We start from the raw sequence: 15,197 nt of genomic DNA, 5'->3' as shown, positions 1-15,197 counted from the left end.
CACTGACAGCCCACGTCGACGGGGTTGGCCGATCTTGGCCAACCCCGTCACACCCGCGCTTCCCGAAGGGACGCCTAGCCCGCGACCGGGTCGCCCTTGGTGTAGGTGAGGCGCTCCACCGCGCCCGGCTGGAAGTTGTCGTCGATCTTCTTGCCGTTGACGTACAGCTCGATCGCGCCGGCGTCGCCCAGGATCAGGTTGATCTTGGAGTTGTCCTGGAAGGTCTTGGACTCACCCTTCTTCAGCAGGCCGTCGAAGAGCATCCGGCCGTTGTGGTCCTTGGCCGAGATCCAGCTGCGTCCGCCCGGTGCGCTGACCTGGACGGTCACCTTGTCCTGGGGGGCTGCGGCGATGGCGCTGTCGGAGGGCTCGGTGCTCGGCGCGGCGGGCTTGTCCTTCTTCGGCGTGGGCGAGGCGGACCTGCTCGCGGAGGGCGTCCCGCCCGCCTGGGCGAGCTGCGACTTCGCGTCGTTTCCGGAGCCGCCGCCCTTGATCGCGGTGAAACCGACGAAACCGATCACGACGACGATCGCGGCGACCATGGCCGCGGTCCAGTTCGGCCCCCGCCGCTCGGGCCGGATGCGCTCCGCCTCGAACAGGGGTGCGGCCGGGGTGGGGGCGGGACGGCCGCCGTGCTCGGCGTCGTACTGCGCGATCAGGGGCGCGGGATCGAGGCGGACGGCCTTGGCCAGCGTACGGATGTGCCCGCGGGCGTACACGGCGCCGCCGCACGGGTCGAAGTCGTCCGCCTCGATGGCGTGCACGATGGCGATACGCACACGAGTGGCGCTGCTGACCTCGTCCACGGTGAGCCCGGCCGCGATCCGCGCCTGCTGCAGGGCGCGGCCCACGGAGACGCGGGCTTCCCGGGACTCGTCTGGGAACGGACGCTCGTCTTCAGGGGAGTTGCCGATGGACACGGGGGCGCCTTTCGAGCGTGTAGCCACCTGCGCTGGAAGCTCAGTCTAGGGGTGGTACGAAAGGGTGGGGCAACCGGGCGGTGGGACTTTGTACGCCATCGGAACGGCCGGACGCACCGAGGGCTTGACAGGCAGATACCCCATGATGGGACGACTACCTGTCCTCTCGCTCAACTGGACGTACGACAAAGGGAAACGGTTGCTCGCCGTTCTCTAACAAGTGGATCACGGCGATCCGGCCACCCGGCGTAACCGACGTCCGCCGGACGGCCCTTCGCCCTACTCCCCCGTCTCCCCGCGGATCACGGCGAGCACGCCGTCCAGCTCGTCGGGCTTCACCAGGACGTCACGTGCCTTGGAGCCCTCGCTCGGCCCCACGATGTTGCGGGACTCCATGAGGTCCATGAGCCGCCCGGCCTTGGCGAAGCCGACACGCAGCTTGCGCTGGAGCATGGAGGTCGACCCGAACTGGGTGGAGACGACCAGCTCGGCCGCCTGGCACAGCAGGTCGAGGTCGTCGCCGATGTCCTCGTCGATCTCCTTCTTCTGCTTCGTGCCGACCGTGACGTCGTCGCGGAAGACCGGCGCCATCTGGTCCTTGCAGTGCTGGACGACGGCCGCGACCTCGGCCTCGGTGACGAACGCGCCCTGCATACGGGTCGGCTTGTTCGCGCCCATCGGCAGGAACAGGCCGTCGCCCTTGCCGATCAGCTTCTCGGCGCCGGGCTGGTCGAGGATGACCCGGGAGTCGGCGAGCGAGGAGGTGGCGAAGGCCAGCCGGGAGGGCACGTTGGCCTTGATGAGACCGGTCACGACGTCGACCGAGGGCCGCTGCGTGGCGAGCACCAGGTGGATGCCGGCCGCGCGCGCGAGCTGCGTGATGCGCACGATCGCGTCCTCGACGTCGCGCGGGGCCACCATCATCAGGTCGGCCAGCTCGTCCACGATGACCAGCAGGTACGGGTACGGCTGCAGCTCTCGCTCGCTGCCCTCGGGCGGCTTGACCTTGCCCTCGCGCACGGCCTGGTTGAAGTCGTCGATGTGCCGGTAGCCGTAGGCCGCGAGGTCGTCGTAGCGCAGGTCCATCTCGCGGACGACCCACTGCAGCGCCTCGGCGGCCCGCTTGGGGTTGGTGATGATCGGCGTGATCAGGTGCGGGATGCCCTCGTAGGCGGTCAGCTCGACGCGCTTGGGGTCGACCAGGATCATCCGGACGTCCTCCGGGGTCGCCCGCATCATGACCGAGGTGATCAGACAGTTGATGCACGACGACTTGCCGGAGCCGGTGGCGCCGGCGACCAGCATGTGCGGCATCTTCGCCAGGGAGTGCATCACGTAGCCGCCCTCGACGTCCTTGCCGAAGGCGACCAGCATCGGGTCGTCGTCCTCGGCGGACTCCGCGAGCCGCAGCACGTCGCCGAGGTTGACCATCTCGCGGTCGGTGTTCGGGATCTCGATGCCGACCGCGGACTTGCCGGGGATGGGGCTGATGATCCGCACGTCCGGGCTGGCGACGGCGTACGCGATGTTCTTGGTCAGCGCGGTGATCCGCTCGACCTTCACGGCGGGGCCGAGCTCGACCTCGTAGCGGGTGACCGTCGGGCCGCGCGTGAAGCCGGTGACGGCGGCGTCGACCTTGAACTCGGTGAAGACCTGGGTGAGCGAGGCGACGACCGCGTCGTTGGCCTCGCTGCGCGCCTTGCCGGGGCCGCCGCGGGTGAGGAGGTCCAGGGACGGCAGCGAGTAGGTGATGTCCCCGGACAGCTGGAGCTGCTCCGCCCGCGGGGGCAGGTCGCGGGGCTCGTCGGGGGCCTTCTTGGTCAGGTCGGGGACGATCCCGGCCTCGAGCTTCTCCTGCTTGGGGCGGGCGGCCGGGACCGACGAGGGCGTGGGAGCCGGCGCGGGCGCGGGGGCCGGCACCGGGGTCGTCTCCTCGCGGTCGCCGACGCTGACGCCCTGGGTGAGGTCGGCGACCAGCGGGGACGGCGGCATGCCGTGCAGCACCGCGCCGTCGAGCGCCGCGGCGGCTGCCGCCGCGACGTCCACGGCGTCCATCTGGCGCTGCGGATCCGGCTGGGGGACAGCGGAGCGCCTGGGGCGGCCACGGCGGTGCGAGAGGGCCTCCTCCTCGGCGCTGTCGGGGTCGTACGCGCGGGGGGCGGACGAGCGCTTACGGGGGCGCGCAGGCAGGGCCTCGCGCCACTGCTCGTCGTAACGCGCGTCGTCCTCGGTGAACTCCTCCGCCTCGTGGTCGTGCAGCACGCCCAGGCGCACGCCGAGCGCCCGCAGCCGCTGCGGAATGGCGTTGACCGGGGTGGCGGTCACCACGAGCAGGCCGAAGAGGGTCAGCAGCACCAGCAGGGGAACGGCCAGCATCTCGGTCATGGCGTACGTCAGCGGGGTGGCCGCCGCCCAGCCGATGAGGCCGCCGGCATCCCTTATGGCCTGCATGCCGCCGCTGCGCGCGGGCGATCCGCAGGCGATGTGCACCTGGCCGAGGACGCCGATGACGAGCGCGGACAGCCCGATCACGATCCGGCCGTTGGCCTCGGGCTTCTCGGGGTGCCGGATGAACCGTACGGCGATCACCGCGAGCAGTATCGGCACCAGCAGGTCGAGCCGCCCGAAGGCGCCGGTGACGAGGATCTCCACGAGGTCCCCGACGGGGCCCTTGAGGTCGGCCCAGGTGCCGGCCGCCACGATCAGCGCGACGGCGAACAGCAGCAGCGCGACGCCGTCCTTGCGGTGGGCCGGATCGAGGTTCTTCGCGCCCTGCCCTATGCCACGGAAGACGGCGCCGACGGCGTGGGCGAGGCCCAGCCAGAGGGCGCGCACGAGCCGGTACACGCCCCCCGTGGGGCTGGGTGCCGGCTTCGGCGCGGCCTTCTTGACCGGGGCCTTCCTGGCGGGCGCCTTCTTGGCCGGGGCTTTCTTCGCTGCGGCCTTCTTCGCCGGAGCCTTCGCCGGAGCAGCCGCCTTCTTCGCGGGCTGCTTCTTGGCTGCGGAGGGACGTGAGGCCATGGGTGTGAGATTACCGGGGGAGACGACAGCGGACACGTGTGCCCACAGCTTCACCCGTTCGTGTCGCCCCTGGCGAAGCCCGGAACTGACGCACACTCACGGGCAACCGCCGTCCCGGTGTACGTCAGTTCTGCGCCGGCACCGAGGAGCCGCCCGTACCGGCGCCCGGCTCCAGGGCGTCGAGCGCGCGCCGCAACCCGGTGAGTTTGCGCTCCAGATGGGCCGCCGTGGCCACTGCGGCCGCGTCCGCCGAATCGTCGTCCAGCTGCTTGGACAGCGCCTCGGCCTGCTCCTCGACGGCCGCGAGCCGCGCGGACAGCTCGGCGAGCAGCCCGGCGGACTCCTTGCCGCCGACCGTGCCCTTGCCGCCGCCCTCCAACTGGAGCCGCAGCAGCGCCGCCTGCTCGCGCAGCTGGCAGTTCTTCATGTACAGCTCGACGAACACCGAGACCTTCGCACGCAGCACCCACGGGTCGAAGGGCTTGGAGATGTAGTCGACCGCGCCCGCCGCATAGCCCCGGAAGGTGTGGTGCGGGCCGTGGTTGATCGCCGTGAGGAAGATGATCGGGATGTCCCGGGTCCGCTCCCGCCGCTTGATGTGCGCCGCCGTCTCGAACCCGTCCATGCCCGGCATCTGGACGTCCAGCAGAATGACCGCGAAATCGTCCGTGAGCAGTGCCTTGAGCGCTTCCTCCCCGCTCGATGCCCGCACCAGCGTCTGATCGAGCGCCGAGAGGATCGCCTCCAGCGCCAGCAGATTCTCCGGCCGGTCATCGACCAGGAGGATCTTGGCCTTCTGCACCATGGCCCGCCCTCCTCGCCCCGGCGGTACACCGGGCGCCGCCCCAGGGGACGACTCCCTTTCGCCGCCCGTCCTTGTGCCGGTCATCGTAGCCGCACCCCGCCCGTCGCCACACCCTGTCACCGCGATGTCACTGTGCACAGAGCGGAAACGCGGCAGGGGTCGGGATGGTTCCCGGAATCCCGCATTCCCATACGTTCGCAGCCACCATAAGCCGTCCGTTCGCGGTCGCCTCACGTGGGCAACTCCCGACACACGCCGAGGGTTCCCCGGCCGTTCACGTCCCGGTGTGCCGAGCCTGTCACTCCCCGCCCATCCACTGCTGCATCACGGCCAGCAGATGATCCGGGTCGACCGGCTTGGTCACGTAGTCGGAGGCACCGGACTCGATCGCCTTCTCCCGGTCGCCCTTCATCGCCTTCGCGGTCAGCGCGATGATCGGCAGCCCGGCGAACTGCGGCATCCTGCGGATCGCTGTGGTCGTCGCGTACCCGTCCATCTCCGGCATCATGATGTCCATCAGCACGACCGCCACGTCGTCGTGCTGTTCCAGCACCTCGATGCCCTCACGGCCGTTCTCGGCGTACAGCACCGAGAGGCCGTGCTGCTCCAGGACGCTGGTCAGCGCGAACACGTTGCGGATGTCGTCGTCGACGATCAGGACCTTCTCGCCGCCGAACCGCACCCCGCGCGCGGACTGCGGCGCGCTCTCCTGCTCGGGGAACGCCGCCCGCTGCTCGGACCGCGTCCCGCCCTGCGGCAGGCTCCGGCGCCGGCGCCGGAAGAGCGCCGCGGGACCGTTCTGCGTCTCCTGGTACGACTTCACCTCGGCCGGCGTCTCGATCTCCGCGGCGGACAGCTCCGAGGAGGACCGCTGCGCCTCGGATGCGAGCAGTTCACCGGCCTCCAGCGGGGGCACGGACTGCTGATAGCCCTGCGGCGGCAGTTCGCTCGGGTGGAGCGGCAGGTACAACGTGAACGTCGAGCCTCGGCCCGGTTCGCTCTGCGCGTGGATCTCACCGCCGAGCAGCTGGGCGATCTCCCGCGAGATGGACAGGCCGAGGCCGGTGCCGCCGTACTTGCGGCTGGTCGTGCCGTCCGCCTGCTTGAACGCCTCGAAGATCACCCGCATCTTGCTGGCCGCGATGCCGATGCCGGTGTCCGTCACCGAGAACGCGATCAGCGGCCCGTCCGGATCGGTCAGCGAGCCGGCCTCCAGCAGCTGCTCCCGGATGCCCAGGGGCACGCCCGCGCCGGCCGGCCTGATCACCAGCTCCACCGACCCGGAGTCGGTGAACTTCACCGCGTTCGACAACAGGTTGCGCAGCACCTGCAGCAGCCGCTGCTCGTCGGTGTGCAGGGTCGCCGGCAGCTCCGGCGAGACCCGTACGGACAGGTCCAGGCCCTTCTCCGCCGTCAGCGGCCGGAAGGTGGCCTCCACGTAGTCCACGAGCTGTACGAGCGCGATACGCGTCGGCGAGACGTCCATCTTGCCCGCCTCGACCTTCGACAGGTCCAGGATGTCGTTGATCAGCTGCAGCAGGTCGGAGCCCGCGCCGTGGATGGTCTCGGCGAACTCCACCTGCTTCGGCGACAGGTTGCCCTCGGCGTTGTCGGCGAGCAACTTCGCCAGGATCAGCAGCGAGTTGAGCGGCGTACGCAGCTCGTGCGACATGTTGGCGAGGAACTCGCTCTTGTAGCGCATCGACACCGCGAGCTGCTCGGCGCGCTCCTCCAGGACCTGCCGGGCCTCCTCGATCTCGGTGTTCTTCACCTCGATGTCCCGGTTCTGCCGCGCCAGCAGCTCGGCCTTCTCCTCCAGTTCGGCGTTGGAGGCCTGCAGCGCCTTCTGCCGGTTCTCCAACTCGGCCGACCGCTCACGCAGTTGCTCGGTCAGCTCCTGCGACTGCTTCAGCAGCTGCTCCGTCTTGGTGTTGACCGAGATGGTGTTGACGCTCGTCGCGATCATCTCGGCGATCTGGTTGAGGAAGTCCTTCTGGATCTGCGTGAACGGCGTGAAGGAGGCCAGCTCGATCACGCCGAGCACATTGCCCTCGAACAGCACCGGCAGCACGATCACCTGCGCCGGCGGGGCCTCACCGAGCCCGGAGGAGATCCTCAGATACCCGCTGGGCGCGTTCTCCACCAGGATGGTGCGCTTCTCCTGCGCGGCCGTACCGACCAGCGCCTCCCCCGGCCGGAACGACGTCGGCATCGAGCCCATCGAGTAGCCGTACGAGCCGAGCATGCGCAGCTCGTACTGGTCCTCGGGGTCACCGCTGAGCTCCTGGCCCTCCATGAGGGACATCGCCACGAAGAACGCGCCGTGCTGTGCGGACACCACTGGCGTCAGCTCGCTCATGATCAGCGAGGCGACGTCCTCCAGGTCCCGGCGCCCCTGCATCAGCGCGGAGATACGGGCGAGATTGCCCTTCAGCCAGTCCTGCTCCTCGTTGGCGATCGTGGTGTCGCGCAGGTTGGCGATCATCTTGTTGATGTAGTCCTGCAGTTCCTGGATCTCGCCGGACGCGTCGACGTCGATCTTCAGGTTCAGGTCGCCGCGGGTCACCGCGGTCGCCACGCGCGCGATGGCACGCACCTGCCGGGTCAGGTTCCCAGCCATCTCGTTCACCGACTCGGTGAGGTCCCGCCAGGTGCCGTCGACGTCACGCACGCGTGCCTGGCCGCCCAGCTGTCCTTCCGTGCCCACCTCGCGGGCCACGCGCGTGACCTCCTCGGCGAAGCTGGACAGCTGGTCGACCATCGTGTTGATCGTCGTCTTCAGCTCGAGGATCTCGCCGCGGGCGTCAATGTCGATCTTCTTCGTCAGGTCACCCTTGGCGATGGCCGTGGTGACCATGGCGATGTTGCGCACCTGGCCCGTCAGGTTGGACGCCATCTGGTTCACGGACTCGGTCAGGTCCTTCCAGGTGCCGGCCACACCCGGTACGTGTGCCTGGCCGCCCAGGATGCCGTCCGTACCCACCTCACGGGCCACCTTGGTGACCTGGTCGGCAAACGAACTCAGCGTCTTCACCATGGTGTTGATGGTGTCGGCGAGCTGAGCGACCTCACCGCGCGCCTCGATGGTGACCTGACGCGTCAGATCACCGTTGGCGACGGCCGCGGCCACCTGCGAGATGTTCCGCACCTGCATGGTCAGGTTGTTGGCCATCAGGTTGACGTTGTTGCTGAGGTCCTTCCAGATACCGGTGACGCCCGGTACGTGCGCCTGGCCGCCCAGGATGCCCTCGGTGCCCACCTCGCGGGCCACGCGCGTGACCTGCTCGGCGAAGCTGGACAGCTGGTCGACCATCGTGTTGACCGTCGTGACGAGCTCGAGGATCTCGCCCTTGGCGTCAACAGTGATCTTCTTCGACAGGTCACCCTTGGCGACCGCGGTCGTGACCTCGGCGATGTTGCGCACCTGGATCGTCAGGTTGTTCGCCATGAAGTTCACGGACTGCGTGAGGTCCTTCCAGGTGCCGGAGACACCCTGCACCTCGGCCTGGCCGCCGAGGATGCCCTCCGTACCCACCTCACGGGCCACGCGCGTGACCTCCTGCGCGAACGACGACAGCTGGTCCACCATCGTGTTCAGCGTGTTCTTCAGCTCCAGGATCTCCCCGCGCGCGTCCACGGTGATCTTCTGGGAGAGGTCACCGCGGGCCACGGCGGTGGCGACCTGCGCGATGTTGCGCACCTGGGCCGTCAGGTTGCCCGCCATGCCGTTCACGGAGTCGGTCAGGTCCCGCCACACACCGGCGACACCGGGCACCTGCGCCTGACCGCCGAGGCGGCCCTCCGTGCCCACGTCGCGCGCGACCCGGGTCACCTGGTCGGCGAAGGCGGACAGCTGATCAACCATCGTGTTGATCGTGTTCTTCAGCTCAAGGATCTCGCCGCGCGCGTCGACGTCGATCTTCTGCGACAGGTCACCGCGCGCCACGGCCGTCGTCACCTGGGCGATCTGCCGCACCTGGGACGTCAGGTTTCCGGCCATGAAGTTGACGGAGTCCGTCAGCTCCTTCCAGGTGCCCGACACGCCGTCCACCCGGGCCTGACCGCCGAGCCGACCCTCCGTACCCACGTCCCGGGCCATCCGCGTGACCTGGTCGGCGAAGCTCGACAGCTGGTCCACCATCGTGTTCACGGTGTTCTTCAGCTGGAGCATCTCGCCGGAGACGTCCACGGTGACCTTCTGGGACAGGTCGCCGTTGGCCACCGCCGTGGTCACCTGGGCGATGTTGCGCACCTGTCCGGTGAGATTCCGGAACGCCGTGTTGACGGAGTCGGTCAGGTCCTTCCAGGCACCGGCCGCGCCCGGCACCTGCGCCTGGCCGCCCAGCTCGCCCTCGACACCGATCTCCCGGGCGACCCGGGTCACCTCGGCACCGAACGCCGACAGCTGGTCCACCATGCCGTTGACGGTGTTCTTCAGCTCCAGCATCTCGCCGGCCACGTCCACCGTGACCTTCTGCGACAGATCACCGCTGGCCACGGCGGTCGTCACGGTGGCGATGTCCCGCACCTGCGTGGTCAGGTTCCGGAACACCGTGTTGACGGAGTCCGTCAGGTCCTTCCACGTACCGGCCGCGCCGGGCACGTTCGCCTGGCCGCCCAGCCGCCCCTCCTCGCCGACCTCGTCCGCGACGCGCGTGACCTCGTCCGCGAAGATCCGCAGCGTCTCGGTCATCTGGTTGATCGTCTCGGCGAGCTGCGCCACTTCGCCGCGCGCCGGAACCGTCACCTTCCGGGACAGATCACCATTGGCCACCGCGGTCGTGACCTGCGAGATCCCACGGACCTGCGCGGTCAGGTTGCCCGCCATCGTGTTGACGGAGTCGGTCAGCTCCTTCCAGACACCGGCCACACCCGGCACCTGTGCCTGACCGCCGAGGATGCCCTCGGTGCCCACCTCGCGGGCCACGCGCGTGACCTCGGAGGAGAAGGACGACAACTGCTCCACCATCGTGTTGACGGTGTTCTTCAGCTCCAGCATCTCGCCCGCGACATGCACGGTGACCTTGCGCGACAGGTCACCGCGCGCGACCGCCGTCGTCACCAGCGCGATGTCGCGCACCTGCGCCGTCAGCCGGTTGGCCATCGTGTTGACGGACTCGGTCAGGTCCTTCCAGGAACCCGACATACCGCGCAGCTGGGCCTGACCGCCGAGCTTGCCCTCGGTGCCGACCTCACTGGCCACGCGCGTGACCTCGTCCGTGAACGTCGACAGCTGGTCGACCAGGTTGTTGACCGTACGGCCGACCTTCAGGAACTCACCCCGCAGCGGATGCCCAGTACCGTCGTCCGGCGCCTGCGTCCGCAGCTCCATGCGCGGCGACAGATCACCCTCGGCGACCGCCGTGAGCACCCGGCCGACCTCGGAAACCGGCCAGACGAGATCGTCCACCAGGGCGTTGGAGGCGTCGATCGCGGACGCCCAGGAACCCTCGCAGGCCCCCGTCTCCAGCCGTTCCGTGAGTTTTCCCTCACGGCCCACCATGCGCCGCACCCGGGACAGCTCACCGGTCAGGTGGAGATTCCGGTCGGCCACCTCGTTGAAGACGGCCGCGATCTCCGACATCACGCCGTCACCGGAGACGGTGAGCCGCTTGCGGAAGTTCCCGTCCCGCATGGAGACGAGAGCCGCCAGCAGCCGGTTCAGGGCAGCCGTGTCCACCTCGGTGGTGCCGCCGCGCCTGCCCAGGGACGGTCCGCCTTTCGCGCGCGTCTTCGTGCCACGCGTCGCCGCGCCAGACTCCACTGTGTCCCTCCCGGAGGGGTAGACCGTTACTGCTGTGCTCGGCCGCTTCGGCCCGGCGTGCCGGTCATCGGCATCCCGGATACTTCCGCGTACCTGTTACTGCTGCTTACTGCTGCGTATTTCTGCCAGACGAGATCCGGCCACACCAGGGGCTGCTGCCCGTCGTACACGGAACACACGCAGCCCGACCCGACCTTCATCAGAAGCTTGCCCAGTGTTTCACCCTGCCCGAACCAGGCCATAACAGTTCGGCAGCTTCGCACATCGTCCGCACACCCTGGGGGGTAAACACCGGCGACCGGCATCCGCTCGGACGGCGAAGGTAAGTAACCTTGCATGCGGCTGTCCAGCCGCACCGGTCCGACCGGCCTGGGCGGTGGCACGAGCACGAGCGGGCATCGGAGGGGCGGCCGCAGACCAATGACCACCGGAGTCATCCCCGGGGGACAGCCCCCGGAGCCACAGCCGACGGGCGCGCTGATGCCGCAGCAGCGGAGCGAGCCGGCCGGCGACGCAGCCCTGCACGTAGACAACCGGCCGAGGAGTTCTGTGATCACCGCGCGCGCGGCCGCCACGTTCGAGCCCGTCGGGCGATCGGTCGCGACCGCCCGGTCCTTCGTCCGCGACACCCTCCAGGGCTGGGGCTTCGCCGACATCGTCGACGACGCCGTCGTCCTCACCAGCGAACTGGTGACCAACGCCGTCGTCCACGCGGGTACCCACGCGGACGTCCTGTGCCTGCGCACCGAGGACGGCGTGCGCATCGAGGTCTCCGACCGCTATCCCGAGCGCGAGGTCCCCCTCCAGGGCTCCCCCGCCACCATGGGCAGCCCCGACCGCGAGGGCGGCCGCGGCCTCCAGCTGTGCGCGGCCCTGGCCACCCGCTGGGGCGTCGACTACACGCCCACCCACAAGAACGTCTGGTTCCAGCTCAACCTCCCCGAACGCCCGGTCGGCACCCGCACGGCCGGCCCGTCCCTCCCCGCCGACCTGCTTCCGCTGGCCGACGGCCGGGTCCGCGTCGCGGTCCTCCAGGTCGACCGCAAGGGCTCGATCACCTCCTGGAACGAGGACGCCGAGGAACTCTTCGGCCACGCGGCCGCCGAGGTCATCGGCCGGCCCCTCACCGACCTCGCGGCCTGGCCGCACACCCCCGGCACCAGCACCGGCGTGGCCGAGGCCCTCCAGTTCTCCCGCTGGGAGGGCAGCTACGGCATCCGGGGCGCCGACGGCCGCGTGGCCCCGGTCTACGCCTCCCACCTCAGGGTCCGCGACACCGGTGGCGAACCGTCCACCGTCTGTCTGCTGGTCCGCGACCACGAGCGCGCCGTCCTGCAGACCCCGCCGCGCGTCCCGGCCGGCGACCAGAACCAGAACCCCGACGGCCAGAGCACCGACCCCTTCGAGGTGTTCATCGGCTCCCCCGCCCCGGACGACCTCGACGGCCTCCTGCAGCGCACGGTGGAGCGCGCCCGCGACATGCTCGACGCCGACTCCGCGTTCCTGCTGCTGGCCACCGACGACGAGACCGAGCTGGAGGTCCGCGCCTCCACCGGCCTGCCCTCGGCCCGCCAGCGCTTCGCCCGGGTCCCCGTCGAGGCCGGCCCCGGCCGCTACGGCTCCGCGCGCATGCCGGCCGTCCACGACGACCTGACGGCCGTACCGGGCGCCGTGCCCCTCCTCAACGGCACGGGCATGCGCTCGGTCGTCACGGTCCCGCTCAAGGTCGAGGGCCGCCTCACCGGCTCGCTCGGCGTCGCCGCCGAATCGCCCGGCCGGTACTCCAACGAGGAGGCGCTGCGCCTCCAGTTCGCCGCCGACCGCATCGCCCTGGCCGTCGAGTCGGCCCGCCTGGGCGAGCTGGAGCGGCTGCGCCGCGGCTCCCTGAGCTTCCTGGTCGAGGCCTCCGACCTGCTGGCCGGCACTCTCGACCGCGACCAGACGCTGGCCCTGATGGCCCAGATGACGGTCCCCACCCTGGCCACCTGGTGCGCCGTTTATACGATCGCCGACCAGGCCTCCGAGCCGTACCTGTCGTACGTCCTGCACGAGGACGAGGAACTCATCGACGGCATCAAGTCACTGCTGTCGAAGATCCCGCCGCCGGACCCGGTACCCACGCCCGGCGCCCGCGTCTGGACGACTCCCGGTGAGGTCGCCCACCAGGCGGCCCTGCGCAGCTCCATGCGCAGTCTCGGCCTGGCCGGCGGACCCACCCACCAGATCTCCTCGGGCATCGGCCCGACCCTCGCCACGGCCTCCGCGGTCGGCGGCGAGACGGTCGTCCTGCCCCTCGTCGCCCGCAACCGCGTCATCGGCATGCTGACCCTCGGCAAGCCCACGGACGAGCACTTCCGCCAGGAGATCCTGGAACTGGCCGAGGACCTGTCCCGCCGGGCCGCGCTCGCCCTGGACAACGCCCGTCTGTACTCCGAGCGCACTGCCATCAGCCAGTCCCTCCAGCGCAGCCTGCTCCCCCCGGGCCTGCCGCACATCGACGGCGTCGAGGTGGAGGTCATCTACCGCGCGGCCGGCGAGGGCAACGAGGTCGGCGGCGACTTCTACGACCTCTTCCCCATCGGCAACGGCGCCTACGGCTTCGCCATCGGCGACGTCTGCGGTACGGGCCCGAACGCGGCCGCCGTCACCGGCCTCGCCCGGCACGCCCTGCGGCTGCTGGCCCGTGAGGGCCTGTCCGGACCGGCGGTCCTGCAGCGCCTGAACTCCGCGATCCTCGACGAGGGCGACCGCAGCCGCTTCCTGACCCTCCTCTACGGCGAGATGCGCCCGCAGAAGGACGGCAGCGCGGAGCTGAAGGTGGTCTGCGCCGGCCATCCGCTCCCGCTGCGCCTGCGCCAGGACGGCACGGTGACGCCCGCCGCCGAGCCGCAGCCGCTGCTGGGCGTGATCGAGGGCCTGGACCTGCACGAGGAGACGGTCACCCTCGACCCCGGTGACGTGCTGCTGTGCGTCACGGACGGCGTCACCGAACGCCGCGAGGGCACGCGCATGCTCGGCGACGACGGCCTCGCCGACGTCCTCACGACGTGCACGGGTCTGACGGCGGGCGCGGTCGCGGCACGCATCATGCGCGCCGTGGAGCGCTTCGCGTCGGACGCCCCTTCGGACGACATGGCGATTCTGGCGATGCGCGTCCCGGGAATCCACAAGGACGTGTGAGCCACGAGGCCGTGTGAGCAAGCACGAAAAAGGCCCACCCGGAAGGGTGGGCCTTTTTTACTGGAGCCCCCAAACGGAATCGAACCGTTGACCTTCTCCTTACCATGGAGACGCTCTGCCGACTGAGCTATAGGGGCCTGTCGTTTTCGAGGTTTCCCTCGCGGCGACGAAGAAACTGTACCCCGAGCAGGCCCGAGTTCCCAAATTCGTGGAGCCCGCTCAGTAGGCGGGCTGCAGCAGTCCGCCGAGCGCGTTGCACGCGGACACGATCCGCTGCATCTCCCGCTTGGTGAGCGATGCGTCCACGGGCAGCGTCAGCGTCTCGTCGGCCGCCAGCTCGGTCTCCGGCAGGGACACGTACCGACGGAACTCCGGCAGCCGGTGCACAGGCGTCTTGACCGGCACCCGGCACTCAACTCCCTTGGCCCGCAAGGCCATGGAGAAGGCGTCCCGGTCCGGCCGGCCGTTCCCCGGCACCCGCACCACGTACTGCTGATAGGTGTGCCCGTCACCGCCGTCCGGCGTCCGGACGCCCTTCAGCTTGGCGTCGAGATACGCGGCGCGCTCCCTGCGCTGCGCTATCTCGTCGTACGGCGCCTCGGACTCACCCTGTTCCAGCACCAGTAGCCCGTGCCGCTGCCCCATCGCGTGCAACCGCCCCAGGTCGGCCCACCGTCCGAAGCGGTGTACGACAACGACCGCGGCCGTACGCGGAGTCAGGGCCGCCTCGACAGCATCGGGTTCCAGGCAGTACGTCACCGGGTCTATGTCCGCGAACACCGGGAGCGCGCCGGCCAGCGTCACGGCCTCGGCGACCTCGACGTTCCCGAAGGCCGGTACGACGACCTCGTCACCGACTCCGACGCCGGCGGCCCTGAGCATTGCAGCAGTACCCATGTGCTGGATGCTGGGTGCGGAACGTGAACGACACGTTAAGCAAAACGTAAAAAGGCCGGACCCCGAACCGAAGTTCAGGATCCGACCTTTTTCAAAGATTGTTCGGCGGTGTCCTACTCTCCCACAGGGTCCCCCCTGCAGTACCATCGGCGCTGTGAGGCTTAGCTTCCGGGTTCGGAATGTAACCGGGCGTTTCCCTCACGCTATGACCACCGAAACACTATGAAACTGTCGAACATGTGCCGCACCACGCCTCTGTGGAAACGTGGGGCCGTTCGTGGTTTCAGAACCAACACAGTGGACGCGAGCAACTGAGGACAAGCCCTCGGCCTATTAGTACCGGTCACCTCCACCAGTTACCTGGCTTCCAGATCCGGCCTATCAACCCAGTCGTCTACTGGGAGCCTTACCCCATCAAGTGGGTGGGAGTCCTCATCTCGAAGCAGGCTTCCCGCTTAGATGCTTTCAGCGGTTATCCCTCCCGAACGTAGCCAACCAGCCATGCCCTTGGCAGAACAACTGGCACACCAGAGGTTCGTCCGTCCCGGTCCTCTCGTACTAGGGACAGCCCTTCTCAAGACTCCTACGCGCACAGCGGATAGGGACCGAA

At 69.4% G+C, this 15,197-nt stretch carries 6 protein-coding genes, 1 tRNA gene and 2 rRNA genes; 1 reads left to right on the top strand and 8 read right to left on the bottom strand.

From position 1 onward, the window contains the following. Positions 1-74: 74 nt before the first annotated feature. From ACZ7HQ_RS05895 to ACZ7HQ_RS05880, 4 genes are all read right to left on the bottom strand, one after another. Positions 75-920 (bottom strand): helix-turn-helix domain-containing protein, encoded by an 846-nt coding sequence (locus tag ACZ7HQ_RS05895; RefSeq protein ID WP_470985259.1) that lies wholly within the window; start codon positions 918-920, stop codon positions 75-77. Between the two features lie 279 nt (positions 921-1,199). Next, positions 1,200-3,941, bottom strand: coding sequence for a DNA translocase FtsK (locus ACZ7HQ_RS05890; RefSeq protein WP_470985256.1), 2,742 nt, complete (start codon positions 3,939-3,941; stop codon positions 1,200-1,202). A 124-nt stretch (positions 3,942-4,065) separates the two neighbouring features. Then, a complete protein-coding gene (locus tag ACZ7HQ_RS05885) occupies positions 4,066-4,746 on the bottom strand; it encodes a response regulator (RefSeq protein WP_470985253.1) in 681 nt (226 codons plus the stop codon). Between the two features lie 298 nt (positions 4,747-5,044). Further along, complete coding sequence (locus tag ACZ7HQ_RS05880) at positions 5,045-10,510, bottom strand: HAMP domain-containing protein (RefSeq protein ID WP_470985250.1); 5,466 nt, start codon at positions 10,508-10,510, stop codon at positions 5,045-5,047. A gap of 420 nt (positions 10,511-10,930) precedes the next feature. Here ACZ7HQ_RS05880 and ACZ7HQ_RS05875 point away from each other — a divergent pair, with 420 nt between their 5' ends. Beyond that, the gene (locus ACZ7HQ_RS05875) at positions 10,931-13,690 is read left to right on the top strand and encodes a SpoIIE family protein phosphatase (RefSeq protein ID WP_470985247.1); all 2,760 of its coding nucleotides are present in this window, start codon (positions 10,931-10,933) and stop codon (positions 13,688-13,690) included. A gap of 61 nt (positions 13,691-13,751) precedes the next feature. On the opposite strand, the gene ACZ7HQ_RS05870 is transcribed toward ACZ7HQ_RS05875, so the two are convergent. The 4 genes from ACZ7HQ_RS05870 to ACZ7HQ_RS05855 all read right to left on the bottom strand — a co-directional run. Beyond that, positions 13,752-13,827 (bottom strand) — tRNA-Thr (locus ACZ7HQ_RS05870). An 82-nt stretch (positions 13,828-13,909) separates the two neighbouring features. Next, the gene (locus ACZ7HQ_RS05865; RefSeq protein ID WP_470987100.1) at positions 13,910-14,572 is read right to left on the bottom strand and encodes a DegT/DnrJ/EryC1/StrS family aminotransferase; all 663 of its coding nucleotides are present in this window, start codon (positions 14,570-14,572) and stop codon (positions 13,910-13,912) included. A gap of 115 nt (positions 14,573-14,687) precedes the next feature. After that, positions 14,688-14,804: ribosomal RNA gene (rrf, locus tag ACZ7HQ_RS05860) — 5S ribosomal RNA — on the bottom strand. 96 nt (positions 14,805-14,900) lie between these two features. After that, positions 14,901-15,197: ribosomal RNA gene (locus tag ACZ7HQ_RS05855) — 23S ribosomal RNA — on the bottom strand; the annotation flags it as partial.

Source organism: Streptomyces sp. NPDC037290 (genome assembly GCF_055603245.1).
The sequence above is the reverse complement of the archived record's forward strand: the minus strand, read 5'-3'. Positions and strand labels throughout refer to the sequence as shown.

Bases quoted from the DNA above. Each gene is read 5' to 3' on its own strand.
- ACZ7HQ_RS05890 (WP_470985256.1), bottom strand. From the start codon at position 3,941: ATGGCCTCACGTCCCTCCGCAGCCAAGAAGCAGCCCGCGAAGAAGGCG.
- ACZ7HQ_RS05885 (WP_470985253.1), bottom strand. From the start codon at position 4,746: ATGGTGCAGAAGGCCAAGATCCTCCTGGTCGATGACCGGCCGGAGAAT.
- ACZ7HQ_RS05875 (WP_470985247.1), top strand. From the start codon at position 10,931: ATGACCACCGGAGTCATCCCCGGGGGACAGCCCCCGGAGCCACAGCCG.
- ACZ7HQ_RS05865 (WP_470987100.1), bottom strand. From the start codon at position 14,572: ATGCTCAGGGCCGCCGGCGTCGGAGTCGGTGACGAGGTCGTCGTACCG.